This is a genomic window from Mycoplasmopsis ciconiae, from assembly GCF_036350065.1.
In the GTDB taxonomy this organism is placed as follows: Bacteria; Bacillota_I; Bacilli_A; order Mycoplasmatales; family Metamycoplasmataceae; genus Mycoplasmopsis; species Mycoplasmopsis ciconiae.
The window spans coordinates 1-18450 of record NZ_JAZDWZ010000010.1; the positions used below are offsets into that span (position 1 = coordinate 1).

Sequence of the window (18450 nt, forward strand, 5' to 3'; positions counted from 1 at the left end):
AACTCTCGAAAAAATTGACTGTCATGTTTTGTATATCTAGTTTTCAAAGAACATAGTGCTGTCATCTTTGTGCAGCTAAATTATTCTAGCACGATTTTTATTTATTTTTCAAAATTTTTTTATTTTTTTATTTTATCGATATTTTAACGAAGGACGTTTTACATAAAAAACAAAAATTTAGGCTTCTTACAGAATAACGATCATACCATAAATTTGTTTTGTATATTGATTTATTAATTTATTTTAAAAGCGTTAATAAAAAAGACAGCTTTTTAAGCCATCTTATATTATAAATTTTTTATAAAGTTTCAGTCAATTGATCAACTTGTTCTTTGGTTAAAGTTTTATTATCTTTAAAAAGATCAATTGCGTTTTTATTAGTTTCTATATTAGATGTAATGATATTCTTTATATTTTTAATATTCAAAAAAGACTGAATACTTATTAAAAAAGTAATAATAAATGTAATTATAGAAATAGATATAAATAAGGCTAATGTCTCTTGAGGAAATGCATTAAAACGTATGGCAAAAAGGTTTAATAAAACTGTTGCAGCCGCTATTAATAAAGTTAATAAGCTGCTAAAAACAAAAATACCTCTGCTCACAATATATTTACGCTTAGATATAGAATCTAAATCGGATATTTTAATCGATAATTTATTATTAATTTTTTTCATTTGGGACCTCTTTTAATAATTTACTTAGCAGGCTCACTTAAATAAAGTTGCTCTCTTTGATATCTATCAATATTTAATATAAATTCTAATCTTTTAAAAAGGGTATAGTCTTTATCTATTTTTGATAAACCAGAATAATAAAATAAGTCAGATTGATAAAGGATATATTCAAATCTAATTTTTTTTAATCTATTTTTATTAAGTTCAAAATTTTGATTGATTACAAAAAAAGAAATTAATCCTGTTATTAAACTCGATACAGCGCTAATAAAAGTAATAATAATAACAAAAGAATTGCTTTCATTTAAAAAAGATCTATAAGGATTCTCACCAGAAAACCCCTTAACAGTACCAGCTAAAAATCAAGTTGTCAAAATTCCAGTTAAAAGAGCTGCGGATATTGTTAAAAAATTTAACACGTAATAAAGCACACCATACACATAAACATTTCTAGATACTTTTTTCTTAGTATCTAAATAAAATTTATAGCTTGATTTTTGAATCATTATTTCCCTTTCTGTAATTGCTCTTTAACAATATCAGCTACAACAATTTTACTTTTTCGTTTTAGCTTTGTATAAAGTATGTTGATATATTGGTCTAATTCTTCTTCTGTGATCACATTAGATTGATACTTTATATATAAATCTAGTAAAGTATTTTGTATTTTTTTATACTTTACATCACGCATATTTTTTTTATAAACTTCTATAAAGATTGTTAAGAAAAAGTTTGATAGTATGAATGAAACCAAAACAATCAACAAATAAAAAGAGCTTTTTGAAATATTTTGATCTTTTTTGTCTTCTAATAATCTTACAAGTATGACTAATGTAGTTACAGCGATAGCTACAACTGTCAAATTTAATAAAGTAATGATTAAACTTAAAAGCCTGTCAAAAATCTGGACTCTTTTTAGTCTTTTTTCATCTTGTTTAATTTTTTTAACCAAAGCTTCAATTATTTTATCCATATTTAAATTATATTATAAAAATAATATTTTTATAATAAAAACAATTTTGAAAATTAAAAAAAATACATCTTTCGATGTATTAGGCCAAAATGATATGGAGCGAGTGAAGGGAATCGAACCCTCACAGTCAGCTTGGAAGGCTGAAGTTCTACCATTAAACTACACTCGCGTTTGTTGCTTAATAATTATAGCACACTTTTTAAAGTAACAAAAATATTTTTTTTATTTTTTTCCTTTTTTTCAAATGAGATTTAAAAAGCAAGACAATTATATATTAAACAATATAAAATTTTAAAAAAATTATTTAAAAGTGTTGGAGTTTTATGAAAACATAATTAAAGTTTTATTGAAAACCTTATTTATAATTTTTATAATTATTATGGTTCCTTTCTTTTTTGTACACAATTTAACTACGGAACCACTTAAAGATCGATGCTTGCGATAAGCATCGTCTTTTTTTAAAAGACAATCTTTAAGATTGATTGATATTTTTAAATATTATGAAAAATAATATCAGCAATAACTTCAAAAGTTATAATTTATATTATTAATATATAAATAAAAATTAAACTTTGATGAAAAAAATCAATAAATATTAATTGATTAAAACATCTACACAAATAGAATAATCTTTTAAAATTGATTAATCAATATTTTGAAAATTTTTTTGATGCTTGGTTAATTTGTGCTAAAATAATCTAGCAAGCGACATAAATAAAAAATATAAATAAAAAAATATTTTAAAATTATTTTTTTATGTTATAATAGTTTAGCAAGCAAGTTGCCCAGGTGGCGGAATAGGTAGACGCAAGGGACTTAAAATCCCTCGGTAGCAATACTGTGCTGGTTCAAGTCCAGTCCTGGGCACCAAAATTAATGCGCTCTTAGCTCAGCAGGTAGAGCAAATGGCTTTTAACCATTGGGTCAGAGGTTCGAATCCTCTAGAGCGTACCATTTCATCTATATGACCAAAAAACACTTCGGTGTTTTTTTTTTTTTTTTTTTGTTATAACACAATTGAAACTATTGCTCAACAAAGTTTATTATTATATAAAGAGAAATAATAATATAAAAAGTGGAATATTTCCATATATTCAGCAAAAGTTTTTTAATTATGATAGAATAAAAACATGAAAAAGAGTAAGAAATTTAATTTATTTTTAAGTATGGGTGTTGTTACCACAATTGTAACTTCACCTCTAATTGCACTTTCTTGTGCACAAAAAGTACAAGATAAAAAAGATGGAGAAGAAAATAAAACACCTACACAAACACAAAATCCTTCTACAAACGAACAAACACAAGCGCAAAATCCTTCTGCTAGTGTGGAAGAAAAACAGCAAAATACTACTGCAGAAAATAACGCAACTGTTTCTGAAAACGAAAACCAACATTTACAACTTATTAGAGATAACTTAAGCGATCTTCTAGATCAAGTTGAAAGTGCAAAAACAAGAGATTGAAAAGATGTTAGAATCGTTATAAAAGAAGATGGATTGTACACAGATGACAATTATAATGAAAAAAACGGTTCAAATATTAAAGGTCTTCAAATTTATAAATTTAAAGATGGATTTAATTCAACTAAAATATCTGAAAAAGAACGTTCAAATTCAAAAAGCTATGAATATCTTAAAACTCCATTTGAGTATTTAAGTGAACAATCTAAAGTAAAATTAGTGATCCAATACGCATACGATTCTAAAGATTATAAAATAGAACTTGTTTTGGATAACAAAACTGCACCACAATCTCAAAACGAAACTCAAACTGAATCAGAAAATACAGAAACTGATAAACCAAAACCAGCTCCAGAGCAATCACTTGATGCTACAGCTACAAAATTAGACGAGTTACTTGCTAATGGAACATTGGTGACAATAACTCTTCCGGCACAAATATATGAACAAATAAGTGAAAATAACACTAAATACCACTTAAGATTAGATAAACTTGAAATAAGATCTAATGACAAAAATGATAAACCTATTAAAATAACAGAATATGTTCAATATGCCGCAGATGCTGATGCACTACAAGAATTTTCTAAATCATATGCTATGGATCATTATGCAATAAGAACAACTATTACCAATTCAAACGCTAGAAAAATGTCTATTTTAAAAGATGAAAATGGTAAAGTTTATGTAGAGGCTAGAATTTCATTTATTGATAATGCAGGAAATTGAGTCGAAGATAAAACAACAAAAACACTTCACAAAATTGTTATTAACAAACAATCATAATTTCCTAAGTTATATTGATTAATAAAAATTAACATTCGCTGAATGTTAATTTTTTATTACTTTTGTCTTAGGGTATATAAATTTAGTTGTACAAATATAACTATTTGTCCAACTCTTCTATTCTTAATTGATGTCTTCCGCCTTCGTAAGTGGTTTTTAAGTACTCATCAATCATTTCTTTAGCTTGATTAAAATTTATTTGTCTTCCGCCAAAACATAAAACATTGGCGTCGTTGTGTAATTTAGCTAAATGTGCATCTTCTACAGAAACAACTCTTGCGGCTCTTATGTGTTTATGTCTATTTAAAGCATAAGAAATACCTAATCCTGTGCCGCATACTGCCACACCAAAATCAGGATGTCTGCTGTCTACATATTCAGCCAATTCTTTACCTTTTTCAGCATATGAAACAGATGCATTATCAGTATTTGGTCCTAAATCAACTGTGTCATAGCCTAATTCAGTTAAATAATCCTTAATTTCTTCCTTTAACTTAAAACCTGCATGGTCACTAGCTAAAGCAACAATTTTTTTCATAATATCTCCAAAATAAATAAAGTGTAATTAAATTATAACACCTTAAACAAAAACGAGCAAATGCAATTTATACATACTTGAATAGTCCAAAAATAGTTTTTTTTAAGTCTATTTTTATAAAATAACACAAATATTATTGATGAAACAAATAGACATAAAAGATTGTATGCTAGTTAACTTAGCTATTTTTATAAAAAAAGTGCACAAAGTTAAAATTGATATTTTCGAATTAAAAGCAAAGGTTCAATACAACGACGAAGGTATAAGTATTTCACAAATTAAGCAGCTTAGTCATTTTTATAAACTACAAATTAATACATATAAATTAGATTTTAAAGACTTGTTTGTAATTGATAAAGATCAGTTTCCTTTTGTTGCTTTAATAGAAGATAAACAAATATTGCATTCGATTATCATTAAAAAAATTGTTAAAAACAAAATTTATATTTTTGATCCTTTACTAGGAAATTGCGTCTATGATTCAGATAAATTTAAAAGTGTTTTTGCCGGAATTGTGATCCAGATAACTAAAAACGGTGATTTTCTGGGCGAAAATAAATATAAAGATTTTATTTTTAATTTTAGTTATGTTTATTTATTGTTTTTAGTTGTTGCCTTAATAATTAATTTTATTAGTCCCTTTATTGTTAAATTAAGCGTTGAAAAATTAAATGTCTCGGCATTTAAAAGTATATTTTTTAGTGTTTTGGTTTTATTTTTGTGAATAAAATCAGTTCTTATATTTTCGAAAGTATTGCTAATTTATTTGTAAATAAGATTATTATTGATGCAAGCTTAAATTTTAAGCAAAAAATAATTAATGAAATAATTTTAGGATCAATAAATATTAACCAAAAATACGATAACACAAATTTATTGATCAAATTCAATTCATTTTTTAGTGTTTTTAATTTCCAAAAAACTTTTTTACCTAATGTTTTTATAAGCGTGTTTTCGTTAATTGCATCAATTATGTTTCTGTTTTATTTTAATTATTATTTAACCTTATTGATACTTATTAGTGGAATTATTTATTTGACAATAAGTTACACAAGTTCTTTTTTAAAAGAAAAAATAACTAAAATCTCAACAATTAATTTCCAAGAACACACAAACTTAACCATAGATATAATCAACACTTTCAAAACACACCAATCTCATTTATTTAAAAAATATTTCATTGACGAATATCAAAAAAGTAAAATATCCAATCAAAAAGTAATGCTAAAAAACACATACATTAATACACTTGAGTTATTTAGTAAGTTTTTCTTAGAGGTTATCCCATATTTTGTTTTATTTATGGGTGTATATTTAAGTTGGAAAGGAGATTTTGGTCTTAGTGATATTATCTTTTTTAGCGCTACAATTTCTTTTTTTATGAACCCACTAAAAAATTTTTGAACGCTCTTAAATGCATCAAAAGAGTTTAAAATTAATTATTTTTATTATTTATCACTTGTGAGTGAGTTACAACATAGACAGAAACTTTTTATGCTTGAAAAAAGCATTAAAAGTTTTGAAATTAAATATTTGGGAATAAATAACAATACACTTAATATCGATTATTTCATTTTAAATAACAATGTAATTTTAAAAGGTAAAAATGGAATAGGAAAGAGTTCTTTTTTAATGGCACTAACAAACAAAAACAATATTAACAGTGGAAAAATTTATATCGATAATCAACCGCACAATAGTTTTCCACAAAATTATCTATATAACACAATTTATTTACACACTAGTGAATGGATACCTTCTATGAGTGTTAAACAATATCTAAATTTAGACAACAAAAAGAACAAAAAGATTTTTTATCAAAATTATAAAAAGTACGATTTACATTATGTTTTTGATTTTTTAAACTTACACATAAATACTTTTATGTTTAATAATGCACAAAATTTATCTAAAGGACAACGTCATTTTGTCCAACTTTTAAGATTGTTTACGCAAAAATTTGATTTTATATATTTGGATGAGATTTTCGAAAATATTGATAAGCGTATTAGTGAATTTTTAATTTTGTGCATAAAAGATTACCAAAATGAAGCCAAATTTATTGAAATTAGCCACAATAACATATATGTAAATCCTAATGCTAGTGTAATTAACTTAGAAAATGCTTAAAAAATATTTTTTTATTTATTTTGCTTTGTTTGTGTGTATTTTAATTTTATGCATTGGGCTTTATTTTATATTTACACTTAAATTTAAAAATACTTACTACACATATATTTCACAAGAAAAAAATTTATATTTAGGTACTCTAAAAACCAAAGTTAAAGAAAAAGATATATATTTAATATTTGCAGATTTTCCTAATTCACCTGCGCAAAAGGTAAATATAAAAAATATACAAAGTAATATTTTTGAATTTGTGTTTTATAACGACTTATCTGCAGATATAGATAAACATAAATATCTTAAAGTAATCATAATTGATGAGGATATCTCGTTTATAGAGTGGATTAAGACAATTTTTAAATAAAAATAATTTATAATTTTAAATATGAAATTTAAAATTAATATAGAAAATAACACTAAAGAAAAATTTTTGTTCACAAGTGATTTTAAAAACACACTCAAAGCCTTAGCTAAAGTTTTTGATATTAACAAAGATCTTGAAGTAGATGTGATGATTGTGGATAACAAAACAATTCAAAAATTAAATAAAGAATATCGCCAAAAAGACTATGCCACAGATATATTAAGTTTTGGTTTTGATGATTTTCAAATGTATGAAAAACTACCATTTATTCATTTGGGTGAATTAATCATAAGCGATGAAAAAGTCAAGCAACAAGCCTTGGAATTTAACCATTCCTTAAGAAGAGAATATTGTTATTTATTCGCACATGGGTTAGTTCATTTACTTGGTTATGATCACGAAATCGAAGATGAAAGAGTTGTTATGAACGGATTTGTTGACAAAATTATGGAAGAAGTAAAAATTTTTAGAGAGGATTAAAAATGGAATTCAAAAAATTACAAGCGTTATTAGAAAATTCATATGCACCCTATTCAAAATTTCCTGTAGCTGCTATAGCTATTGATCAAAGCGGTAAAGAGTATTATGGTGTTAATGTCGAAAACTCAGCTTATCCTTCTGGATTATGTGCTGAAAGAAGTGCTTTGTTTGGATCGGTAGCTTACGGAGCAAAGGTTGGTTCTTTTAAAGAAATTCATATTATTTCTAAGTTAAACGACACAGTTATAAGTCCTTGTGCTGGTTGCAGACAAGTGATAACAGAATTTATGCCAGATGATGCTAAAATCTATCAATATTCTTATGATGGTAAGCAAATTAGAGTAAATAGCGTAAAAGAAATTGTACCTTTTGCTGTAAGGTCAGAGGATTTATTTAAATAATGCAACAAACAAAGAAAAAAATTTGTTTTATAGCTATTTTAGGAAGACCTAATGTCGGTAAAAGTAGCTTGATGAACCAAATTGTTAATTACAATGTTTCGATAGTGACAAACACACCACAAACTACAAGAGACCAAATAGCCGCAATTTACAATGACGAAGAATATCAATTAATTTTTATTGATACACCTGGAATTCACAAGCCACTTAACAAATTAGGAGAAGCGTTAAATAAAAATGCTTTACAAACTATCTCAGAAACAGATTTAGTCTTGTTTTTAACTCCTGCTGACGAAAAATTAGGAAAAGGTGATTTGTATATTCTTGAACAAATTCAAAAAATTGAAAACAAAATTGCAGTTATTTCTAAAATCGATAAAATTAACGACATTAATTTGATTACACAAAAAATCGAAGATCTCTCACATTATAATTTCAAAATGATAACAAGTGTTTCAGTCAATAAACATAAATCTGTTGAGGATTTAATTAACATTTTAAAAGAAAATGCATACGAAGATTTAGCTTATTATGATGATGATTATATAACCGATAAAAGTATGAGGTTTTTAGCCAAAGAAATAATTCGTGAAAGCGCTATTAACTCCTTATACGAAGAATTGCCACACTCAATAGCTGTTGAGGTTAGTGATTTTGAAGAAGAAAGTGAAGATCAAATCAACATTAGAGCTGTAATATACGTCAAAAAGGATTCTCAAAAGGGAATGGTTATTGGTGTTAACGGGCAAAAAATAAAACAAATAGGTAAATTAGCTAGATTGAAAATGCAACAGCAATTTGATACTCACGTATATTTAGAGTTAAAAGTAAAAGTTGCTAAAAAATGAGTTGATGATGAAAAACAACTAAAACGGTTTGGATATTAAATGATCAAAGCTGTTTGAATAATGGATCAAAAAAACAATATTGATTTTAGTAACACTCCGAAATTCGATTCTGTTTCGTACTATAATTTTTTGAATGAGAAACTAAAAAATAAAATTATTCTTGTTTCTCAAAAAACATACGAAGACAATAAATTAGATTTTGATAACTTTAGCGTTTTTGTCCATATTAATAATTTTCAAAATTTGAGTAGAAATTCCAAACAAAACGTTAAATACATAAGTAATGTGTATAACGTAATTAGTCACTATCGTAACAAAAGTGATAAAGATTTATATATCGTTGATAATGATTTTATATTACTAAAATACATCCCTTACGTTGATAGAGCGCTAATTTGTATGTCGAATGTGAATTTTATAAAATCCAAAAAATTTGATGATGATTATCTAAATTGATTCAAAATACAAGATATAAAAAACCTAAAAACCTTTAATCTTTTGCTTTGCCAAAGAAGATAAAAAAATACTGGTACCCACCAGTATTTTTTAAAAATTATTTTTTAAGATTGTAGAATGCACTTCTACCTTTATAAGCAGAAACTGATCCTAATTCTTCTTCAATAGCTAATAAACGGTTGTATTTAGCAATACGGTCTGTTCTTGACATAGAACCTGTCTTAATTTGACCTGTGTTTAAAGCAACAGCGATATCAGCGATTGTTGTATCTTCTGTTTCTCCTGAACGGTGTGAAACAACAGCTGTCATATTAGCTTTTTGAGCCATTTGGATAGCTTCTAAAGTTTCTGTTAATGAACCAATTTGGTTAACTTTAATTAAAATTGCGTTCATTGCTTTTTCTTCAATAGCACGTTTTAAAATTTTTGTGTTTGTAACTGTTAAGTCATCACCAACAATTTGTAAACGATCACCCATTTTAGCTGTGAATTTTTCAAATCCAGCTCAATCACCTTCAGCAAATCCATCTTCAATAGAAATAATTGGGTATTTATTTACTAATGACTCTAAATAATTTACCATTTCATCTGTTGTGAATGTTAATTTAACATCTGTTAAGTGTTCAAAACCTGGTTTTTTGCTTTCGATAGCTTCTTTTAATTTACCAAATGTATAAACACCATTTTCGTATAATTCACTTGAAGCACAGTCCATAGCGATAGCAACAGCTTTTTCACCACTTGTTGCAGGTGTGTAACCTGCAGCTTTAATAGCTTCAACTAAGAAGTCTAAAGCTTCTTCGTGAGATTTAAAGTTAGGAGCAAATCCACCTTCGTCCCCAACTTGAACTCCGTGTCCAGCTTTTTTAAGTAATTTAGCTAAATTGTGGAAAACGAAGTTAGCCATTTGCATAGCTTCTCTAAATGATTTAGCACCTACAGGCATAATCATGAATTCTTGGAAGTCAACTGTGTTTGAAGCGTGTTCTCCACCATTAATAACATTTAACATTGGAACTGGTAATTCGTGTCCGTTAAATCCACCGATGTATTTGTATAATGGAATTTGTAATTCATTAGCAGCGGCTCTAGCAACAGCTAAAGAAACTCCTAAAATAGCGTTTGCTCCAAAGTTTTCTTTGTTTTCTGTTCCATCTAATTCAATCATTTTGTAATCAATTTGACGTTGGTCAGTTACTTCCATACCAATAATGTGTGGAGCGATATCGTAGTTAACGTGATCAACAGCTAACATAACACCTTTACCACCAAATCAGTTTGATTCATATTTTGAACCTTTATCTCTTAATTCTAAAGCTTCTCTGGTTCCTGTTGAGGCACCTGAAGGAACCATAGCTGATCCGTAAGCACCAGCTTCTGTATATACTTCAACTTGAACTGTTGGGTTACCACGTGAGTCTAATACTTCACGCCCGTGAATTTTAATAATTGCTGACATTTTTCTCCTTATTTATAATGTGTTATTGTTTTAATTATATCATTATTAAAAATAATATATTTTTGGCTAAAATCATATAAATTTATTTGTGTAAATATTCCATATTTTAAAACACTTTATTTTCCAAAATAGGTTAAATAAAAATTAACACCAATTAATGTTAATTTTTATCATGTTTTAATATTATTTTTTATCTCATTGATATTTTTGTAATAATTCAACAACTTGCTCTGGAGTTGGTTCGTAAGTTCCAAAAAGTCTTTTTAAATAACTTCCGTGAGCTATGTGACCACCAATTAAAATATATGAAGATGATCAATCTTTAGATTCTCACTTGTTTGTTTTATTGTTATAGAATTTTTCTTTGATACTTAAATCTAAATTACCATATAAATCACGCGGTCCATCTTGCGATTTAAATAATGTATCATTTGTTAATTGGTAGTTATTTGATGCTTCATTACTTCTTGTGAAGTTATCGTTAAAATCATTGATATCGTCCCCTAACTTCATAACTACTCTAAAATCTATTGGGTTGTTATCGTTATTTACATCCAATGAATTATCATTAACATAATTCATTCTATCTTCTTTATTTGTTCTTGAAGCTGTTGATGTAGTTCATGGTTTAAAGTTTTTGTTCTTTTTATTATCTAAAGAAACACCATTTAATCACCATGAAAAATCTGGCATGTATTTTTCATCAAGTCCTAATGCGATTAAATTCTGTTTTGTCGCTTCTTTACCATTTTCTTGCTCTCTATTAGAATTAAACATTACAACTCCACCGTTATTTCAAACGTGTTTAATAAATTCTATAGCTCCAGCTAATATGTCTGATTTTTTATCTAAAACGAATGAATGAATTCTTTCTTTGAATGGCTCATTATTGTGTTTTTTTACAAATGAAGCGTTATTAAATTTGTAATTATTTACAACTGTTTCATCAATATCCATAAAAACAACAGGAATGTATTTTCCTTTTTCAGGTTTGGTTACAACGACGGAGTCTTCAGTAACTTTAACATTATTTTTTGAAATTGATTCTTGCGAACTCATAACATTGAAAGCGTGTTTAGCTAATGAATATTCTGTTAAGGTCATAGCTATTTTTTCTGGAGCAAAACTATTTCAAGCATTACCCAAACCGAATAAATAGCTTTTTGAAGCTTCTTTAGCTTTTTCTAATTCTTTAGTTTTATTATCTAATTGGGATTCAAGATTGGAAATTTTATCATTTAATTCTTTTTCTTTACTTGTATCTTGGCATGATAAAGATAAAAAGGGGATTATAGCTGTCGAAGCTAATGATGATGTTAATAAAATATTTTTTAATTTCATTTTTCTCCTACATTATAAAAGTTATTTAAATTTTATTGTATTATTTAGCCAAATTATAAAAGTAATTAATTTGGTTTTTAAATTTCATAATTTATGGAATTTTTTCAATACTTAGTATCAAAAAAGCGGATAATAATTTCCGCTTTTTTGCTACCTTTGAGACTTATCATAAGGTATTCCTGCCGCCGCAGGAGCAAATGAATTTTTACTTTGGAAAGTTATTAAAATTAAGGTAATTAAATATGGTAACCCTTTTAATAATGTTTTATAAGGTTCATAAACTTCACCAAAAATAATAATTCCGTATGTTGCTAATGAAATTAGTAAAGAGAATAACAATCCCACAATAACAGAAATTGAAATTCTTCATCTAGAAGTAATCATAATCGCTAAAGCAATATATCCAAGTCCATCAACGTCTTTAGTTGAAGAAAATACAGTTGGAGAAGATTGAGCAAAAATAGTTCCACCTACTCCAGCAATAATTCCAGCTAGAATTACCCCTTGTCATTTTTTAGCATTAACATTAATTCCTGCAACATCAGCTGCTTGTGGGTTTTCACCTATTGCTCTAAATCTTAAACCTCATCTTGTTTTTCTTAGTGCGAATCAACACACAAATCCTATAACTACAGATAAAAAGACTTTAAGAGATACTAAATTCTTAAAACTTCCGCTGTAAGTGTTTCACGCTAATTCACCTTTAAAAGGTAAAGTAACAGAAGATGCTCTTTGGAAAGTTATAAAGAAAATAATTAAAATTCCTGTTATACCAGCAGATAAAATATTAAGAGCAAAACCTGAAATAGTTTGTTCAGATTTTAATTTTATTGTTGCAAAACCAAATAGCAACGCAAAAATACCCGATGATAATGAAGAAAGAATTACTATTGGTATTTGGTATCAAGGATTTAAACCTTCATTTTTGTCATATTCAATAAATGAACCAAATAAAATTGAAAAAGCAAAATAACTAATAGCACCAAAAACTAAAAATCCATTAATCGCAATATTAACAATCCCAACCCGTTCAGAAAAAATACCTGAGATTGTCCCTAAAAAGACTATGCCGAAGTATAAAACAGCATAATTTAATACTATAGCAATTTCCATTATTCTTGAACCTCTTTTACTGCTGATGGGATTAATTTATGAAAGTATTTATTAGTTAAATTTTTGTATAAATATTCTTTAAAGATTTTATATTGTTTTTTCTTGTCACTTTTTATGGATTTATACTTGTTTTTAAGCTCTTTATATATTCCTAAACCTTTGTCATACATAAGTTGATTAAACTCGATTCTCTGCTTAGATATTTGTGAGTAAATATCTATTGTTTGCTGTGAATCGGTGGTTTTAGTTTGTTTTATAAGAGCATTAACTTTTTTAAGGTATTCAGTTTGTTCTTTTTTGATTTTAAATTTTACTTTTATCTCTTTAAAATAGGCTTTAACAACTTTAAATCTTTCTTTTCTTATATATTTAAGATTACTTATATGATAAGTTTTAAAATTCAATCAATACTCACCATTTGTAAAAAATAGTGAATACTTAAATATACTTCTTAATGGTCTAAATTTATAAAACATAAGCGAAAGTGCGGCCATAAAAATAATTAAACCAGTTAATAAAGCGAAGAAATTAGAATCTACACTCTCACTTCCTTTTTTAAGGGCAAATGATGTTTGTCCATTGTAAATAACCGCATAAAGACCTGAAGCAAATAAACTTCCAATTGGACTATTTAATGCAATCAAGGCTATAGCAATACCTTCAAAAGAAATTCCTAGTGGACTTGATTGACCATCAACTTTTTTAGAGTAAATTATATAGTAGTAAAATCCAGCTAACCCCGAAAGAGCTCCTGAAATAGCCATGACCAAAACAACAATTAATTTTTCGTTAATTCCAACGTATTTTGCGTTTGATTTATTTAATCCGACCATTTTTAATTTATATCCTATTGATGTTTTAGAATACACGAATCAAAAAATGATAGCCATTAAAATAACCAAAGCAACACCAAAATAAATAAATACATTAACCACTGATGATTCAATAAAAATTGATATAGTTCCGTTTAAGGCACTAAAATACTTATTAGGGTTAACTGTACCATCGTTAGGGATTAAAACATAGTTTGATCTTGTAAAAAGTCAAGCTGAAATAAAGATCATTATTCAGTTAAGAAAAATTGTTGAGATAACTTCATGTACATTGAAAAAAGCTTTTAAAAATCCAGAAATAGCTCCTAAGAGCATTCCGCCCATTATGAAAACAAAAAACATTGCGACTAAATAAGCTAAACTTATTTCTGAAAAATTTGCTCTATTTAATATTAATATTGCAAAAAATAATATCGCTGGTAAAAGCATTTGGCCTTGCGCACCGATATTAAACAAACCGGATTTAAAACTAATAACAATAGCTAATCCTGAAAAACCAAAAAATACAAATAGTATAAGGAAGTTTTTAATTATTCTTGCTGTGGTTCTTGAGCCAACACCAAAAGCCCCTTCAAATAAGTAAGTAACAAAACTAAAAATATTTGTATTTTGAGGAGCAACACCTGTAGTACCTTTTATTCAATAAATAATTGAAGCGATTAGAAAACCAAAAAAGATTGCTCATAAAGAAGCATAAACTTTTTTTCTCCCTTTTTGTTTATCTTCAAGTGTTATAAAAGAAGATAAAGTGGAAGGTAATTTCTTTATATTAAATGTCACTGATTACCTCCTGTTTTTTACTTGCCATATAAACCCCAATTTCTTTTCTTGTGATATTATCAGCTGTTTTAATAGCAACTATTTCACCACCATTAATAACAGCAATTCTATCAGCAAGCGCAAACACTTCATCTAACTCATAGGAAATAAGTAAAATTGCTTTACCATCTTTTTTCTCTTGAATAATTTTTTGATGGATATTTTTAATCGCACCAACATCTAAACCTCTTGTTGGTTGTAATATTAAAATAAAATCGTGTGGAGATGACATCTCTCTACCTACAATAAATTTTTGTTGGTTACCACCCGAAAGTGATCTAGCTAAAGAACTACCTTCTCTAGCACCTCTAACGTCAAAATTATCAATAATGTCAAGTGTTTCACGTTTGATAGTTTTATTTTTAAAGATTGATAAAAATTGATATTTTTTGTCTCACATTCTTCTTAATACAGTGTTTTGCGATATGGTGTAATCCAACGCTAAACCGTGTTTGTGTCTATCGCTAGGGATGTAAGATAATCCCATTTTTGAAATTTCTTTTACAGTTAAACTATTAAGATCTATAAAATCACTTTCTTGATTTAAAGATGTGATTTTTGCAAAAATAATTGGCTTTATAATTTTGTAAAAAACCATATATAAAAATAATGTTGTTAAAAATATTAACAGGATATATGTAAGAGTTTTGTCATTAAAAATTATAAAAAGAACTGATACAACAACAGTGCTTATAGCTATAAAATAACTAGCTAAATTAGGTAGTAAATTTTTTATCTTTTGTTTTGTATTTAATGTTGAAATAACATTTGCATATATTTTTTCTCTAATAAAAGTTAAAGTATTTATATAAACTAATGGCAAAATAATTGCAAAAATTCCAGCGACTAATTTGTAAGTAGGAAAATCTCCCATTAAAGTAAAAATAACTAAAACAATAGATGAAAAAATAGATACTAGCTCTAAATTTGAGACAAGATTATAAAGTTTCAGTTTTTTATTATTATTGACTTGTTGCATTATTATCAGTCTACCATTCATGTATCTTTCTCTAAATCATTCATAAAAGTATTCTTTTAGAATTAAAATGCAACTAAGAAAGGCTAAAACAGCTCCTGAAATTCCAAATAGATAGATAATGGCTTTAATATCTGGCTTTTCAATAATTCGCGGTATTGTAAATAATGTTGCTGAAATAGCAAGTAATATAAATAATGATAAAAATAAAGAAATTCTAAATATTTTTTTCGACTTATTTATTTTTTTGAATGATTTAACAACTCTATCAGTTTTTCTATAAAGAAGAGATCCTGATGAAGGTTTCATCATTCCACTAATAACATATTCTAGGTCTTTTTGCCCATTACCTTCAACACCTGCAATAGCTACTATTTCACCAGCTTTTACATCAAGAGATAAATTTTTTAATGGTTTAGAGCTAGATGTTGAAACGTTTTTTAATGATAGTATTGTCGAATTATTAGATGAATCGGTATATTCATTTCTAATAACTTGAACCTCTCCACCTACCATTAACTCCGCCATTTTTTCAACACTGACATCCGCTACATCAAAATTACCCTTAACTTCTCCATGTCTTAGAACAGTCGCTGTATCGGCTACTTCTTTTATTTCTAATAGTTTATGAGAAATAAAAATAATAGTTTTACCTTGTTGTTTAAATAACTTAAATGTATTTAATAAACCTTGAATTTCTTCATCTGTTAAAACTGCTGTAGGTTCATCAAAAATTAAAATATCTGAGTCACGATAAAGCATCTTCATAATTTCAACTTTTTGTTGAGTGGCTACAGTTTCGTTACCGGTAATATTATTTAAATCAAAATGAATATTAAAAGTTTCCTGAATTGATTTAATTTTTTTGATTGCTGGCGCATAATCAATAATACGTGTTTTAGGGTTATAAAATTCACTACCCATAACGATATTTTCTAAATTAGTATATACGTTTACTAATTTAAAATGCTGGTGAACCATACCAATACCTAAATCGTTGGCATCGTTTGGAGATTTAATAATAACATCTTTATCATTTACCTTTATATTTCCAGAATCTGGTTCATATAAACCAAATAATATAGACATTAATGTACTTTTACCAGCACCGTTCTCACCTATTAATGCGTGGATATCACCTTTTTTAACACGAAAAGAAATATGTTGATTTGCTTTTATGGTACCGAATGTTTTAGATACATCTTTGAATTCAATTGCATTTAAAATTTGTGATTTTTCCATGTCTTTCTTTTCTACATATAACAAAATAATAGTATATCGCGTTGCGAAATACTATTATTTATAAATATTATTTATTTACTAATTTTTGTAATTCTTGAACCAACACTGTTTGTGTTGCTGCGTCTTTAGATGATGCGTTTACTTTATCAGAAGTTATTAAACTTGCTTCGTTTGGGTTTAAAGCTAAAAACTCTGTCTTAAATTGATCTAAGTATGCATTAAGTTTATTTTTATCTTCTTCATTACCAAGTGATGATTTAGATAGTCCAACTCAATTATCTTTAAGTCCTAAAGAGAAATTTTTTTGTTCCTCTTTTCCAACAAGCGATGCAATATTTACTTTATAAACGAATTTCGCGATTATATCATATACGGATTGACCTAAGTTTTTTGTAATACTTGTAGCGAATCTAGAAGCATAGTTTGGATTAGATTTTGCTTGATCAACATCTACCCCGACTAACATAACATCTTTGGCTGATTCACCTTTTTCCTGTAGTTTTTGAGCAACAAGTGTTGTTCCTTCTCCAGCTACTGGTAAAATAACTTTTGCATCATTTATAGAAATTATTTGAGTTATTGTAGCCGTTTGTGTTTCGCCAGTGAAACCTGAGTTAAGTGGAATTCCATCAGAGTTAGTTGTAACTTTTTTACTTGGGTTATCTGTATTATGTTTGATCATACCTCTCAAGAATCCTGTAATAAAATCTGTTACACCTTTTTGATCACCTCCACCGTATTCGAGTAATTTTCTTTTATTCGGAGTTACTTCTGGGTATTTTTCTGCAAGAAGTTTTGAAATAGCTCTTGAAGCTATATATGCCGGTTCTTGTACTTTATATTGTAATGAAACATAGTTTTTATAATCTAAATCATCTACTTTAAAATCTACAAAAACCAATAACGGATTTAACTCTTCCATCGCTTCTTTGTTTTCTTTAATAAATTTTCCGATTCCAGATGAGTGACCAAATCCTGATAAAACTCAAACATCTTTACCATCTGAGAGTGCACTTGTATAAGCGTTTGTGTACTGACCTCCAGATTCGATAGAAGAAATATTTGCGTAACCATCAGTTTGATCTCAAAGTAAATTTAAAGCTTCTCATGATGATTGGTTAAATGAGTTATCTTGAATAACTCCTTGATCACTGATTAATACTATTTTTTTATCAGCGAATTTCATACCAATTTCTGGTGTAATTAAACTAGATTCCTTAATTTCAGCAACACGCTTATTTTTATCTATATATATGCTTGGTTTAGGTGTTTTTTTAGCCGAACTTTGTTCTGAAGATGTATCTTTTGAAGTACTTGGTGTACTTGGATTTTGTGTTTCGTCCTTTGGATTTTCTTGTTTGTCGCCTGATTCTTTTTTAGGTGAGCAAGAAATAGCAGCTACGGCTGTAACTAGAGTTGCAGCAGGCACCAATGTGCTAATTAAAATCTTTTTAAATTTTTTCATTGTAAATAATCCTTTAATTTTTTAACTGTATAATCTACATATATTTTAATTATATTTGAAACGTCATTGTTTTTTTGGATTATGGGAATA

Annotated in this window: 17 protein-coding genes and 3 tRNA genes; 9 read left to right on the forward strand and 11 right to left on the reverse strand. The window is 27.3% G+C overall.

What is annotated here, in order from left to right; genetic code table 4:
- Nucleotides 1–298 precede the first annotated feature (298 nt).
- From V2E24_RS03000 to V2E24_RS03015, 4 genes are all read right to left on the reverse strand, one after another.
- On the reverse strand, nt 299–679 hold the full coding sequence (locus tag V2E24_RS03000; RefSeq protein ID WP_330500946.1) for a hypothetical protein: 381 nt from the start codon (nt 677–679) through the stop codon (nt 299–301).
- Between the two features lie 20 nt (nt 680–699).
- Nucleotides 700–1185 carry a DUF4231 domain-containing protein gene (locus V2E24_RS03005; protein WP_330500947.1) on the reverse strand — a complete coding sequence of 162 codons (486 nt, stop codon included), beginning with the start codon at nt 1183–1185 and terminating at the stop codon, nt 700–702.
- Nucleotides 1185–1652 carry a hypothetical protein gene (locus tag V2E24_RS03010; protein WP_330500948.1) on the reverse strand — a complete coding sequence of 156 codons (468 nt, stop codon included), beginning with the start codon at nt 1650–1652 and terminating at the stop codon, nt 1185–1187. Before V2E24_RS03010 ends, V2E24_RS03005 begins: the two co-directional genes overlap by 1 nt.
- A gap of 95 nt (nt 1653–1747) precedes the next feature.
- A tRNA-Gly gene (locus tag V2E24_RS03015) sits at nt 1748–1821 on the reverse strand.
- Between the two features lie 614 nt (nt 1822–2435).
- Here V2E24_RS03015 and V2E24_RS03020 point away from each other — a divergent pair.
- The 3 genes from V2E24_RS03020 to V2E24_RS03030 all read left to right on the forward strand — a co-directional run bounded on the left by V2E24_RS03020 (nt 2436) and on the right by V2E24_RS03030 (nt 3898).
- Nucleotides 2436–2522 (forward strand) — tRNA-Leu (locus tag V2E24_RS03020).
- Between the two features lie 8 nt (nt 2523–2530).
- Nucleotides 2531–2606: transfer RNA gene (locus tag V2E24_RS03025), tRNA-Lys, on the forward strand.
- 176 nt (nt 2607–2782) lie between these two features.
- Entirely contained in the window at nt 2783–3898 is a 1116-nt protein-coding gene (locus tag V2E24_RS03030; RefSeq protein WP_330500949.1) for a hypothetical protein, read from the forward strand.
- 100 nt (nt 3899–3998) lie between these two features.
- Here the strand turns inward: V2E24_RS03030 and V2E24_RS03035 are convergent, their stop codons facing one another.
- Nucleotides 3999–4436 (reverse strand): RpiB/LacA/LacB family sugar-phosphate isomerase, encoded by a 438-nt coding sequence (locus tag V2E24_RS03035; RefSeq protein WP_330500950.1) that lies wholly within the window; start codon nt 4434–4436, stop codon nt 3999–4001.
- Between the two features lie 139 nt (nt 4437–4575).
- On the opposite strand from V2E24_RS03035, the gene V2E24_RS03040 reads away from it, so the two are divergent.
- The 6 genes from V2E24_RS03040 (at nt 4576) to V2E24_RS03065 (ending at nt 9175) form a co-directional block, all read left to right on the forward strand.
- Nucleotides 4576–5208, forward strand: a complete 633-nt coding sequence (locus tag V2E24_RS03040) for a cysteine peptidase family C39 domain-containing protein (protein WP_330500951.1) — start codon at nt 4576–4578, stop codon at nt 5206–5208.
- Entirely contained in the window at nt 5157–6566 is a 1410-nt protein-coding gene (locus V2E24_RS03045; RefSeq protein ID WP_330500952.1) for an ATP-binding cassette domain-containing protein, read from the forward strand. The genes V2E24_RS03040 and V2E24_RS03045 overlap by 52 nt, the downstream gene beginning before the upstream one ends.
- Nucleotides 6567–6948: 382 nt before the next feature.
- Nucleotides 6949–7407, forward strand: coding sequence for an rRNA maturation RNase YbeY (ybeY, locus tag V2E24_RS03050; RefSeq protein ID WP_330500953.1), 459 nt, complete (start codon nt 6949–6951; stop codon nt 7405–7407).
- 2 nt (nt 7408–7409) lie between these two features.
- Nucleotides 7410–7808, forward strand: a complete 399-nt coding sequence (gene cdd / locus V2E24_RS03055; protein ID WP_330500954.1) for a cytidine deaminase — start codon at nt 7410–7412, stop codon at nt 7806–7808.
- Nucleotides 7808–8695: a GTPase Era gene (gene era / locus V2E24_RS03060; RefSeq protein WP_330500955.1), complete on the forward strand. Its 888-nt coding sequence runs from the start codon at nt 7808–7810 to the stop codon at nt 8693–8695. Before cdd ends, era begins: the two co-directional genes overlap by 1 nt.
- Nucleotides 8696–9175 carry a hypothetical protein gene (locus V2E24_RS03065; protein ID WP_330500956.1) on the forward strand — a complete coding sequence of 160 codons (480 nt, stop codon included), beginning with the start codon at nt 8696–8698 and terminating at the stop codon, nt 9173–9175.
- Nucleotides 9176–9209: 34 nt separating this feature from the next.
- Here V2E24_RS03065 and eno read toward each other — a convergent pair whose 3' ends face one another.
- The 6 genes from eno to V2E24_RS03095 all read right to left on the reverse strand — a co-directional run bounded on the left by eno (nt 9210) and on the right by V2E24_RS03095 (nt 18360).
- Nucleotides 9210–10571 carry a phosphopyruvate hydratase gene (gene eno / locus V2E24_RS03070; RefSeq protein WP_330500957.1) on the reverse strand — a complete coding sequence of 454 codons (1362 nt, stop codon included), beginning with the start codon at nt 10569–10571 and terminating at the stop codon, nt 9210–9212.
- Between the two features lie 183 nt (nt 10572–10754).
- Entirely contained in the window at nt 10755–11912 is a 1158-nt protein-coding gene (locus tag V2E24_RS03075) for an HAD family acid phosphatase (RefSeq protein ID WP_330500958.1), read from the reverse strand.
- Nucleotides 11913–12062: 150 nt separating this feature from the next.
- A complete protein-coding gene (locus V2E24_RS03080) occupies nt 12063–13025 on the reverse strand; it encodes an ABC transporter permease (RefSeq protein WP_330500959.1) in 963 nt (320 codons plus the stop codon).
- Nucleotides 13025–14638 (reverse strand): ABC transporter permease, encoded by a 1614-nt coding sequence (locus tag V2E24_RS03085; protein ID WP_330500960.1) that lies wholly within the window; start codon nt 14636–14638, stop codon nt 13025–13027. The genes V2E24_RS03080 and V2E24_RS03085 overlap by 1 nt, the downstream gene beginning before the upstream one ends.
- Nucleotides 14628–16895: an ATP-binding cassette domain-containing protein gene (locus V2E24_RS03090; protein ID WP_330500961.1), complete on the reverse strand. Its 2268-nt coding sequence runs from the start codon at nt 16893–16895 to the stop codon at nt 14628–14630. The genes V2E24_RS03085 and V2E24_RS03090 overlap by 11 nt, the downstream gene beginning before the upstream one ends.
- Nucleotides 16896–16962: 67 nt before the next feature.
- Entirely contained in the window at nt 16963–18360 is a 1398-nt protein-coding gene (locus V2E24_RS03095; protein ID WP_330500962.1) for a BMP family ABC transporter substrate-binding protein, read from the reverse strand.
- Nucleotides 18361–18450: the final 90 nt, after the last annotated feature.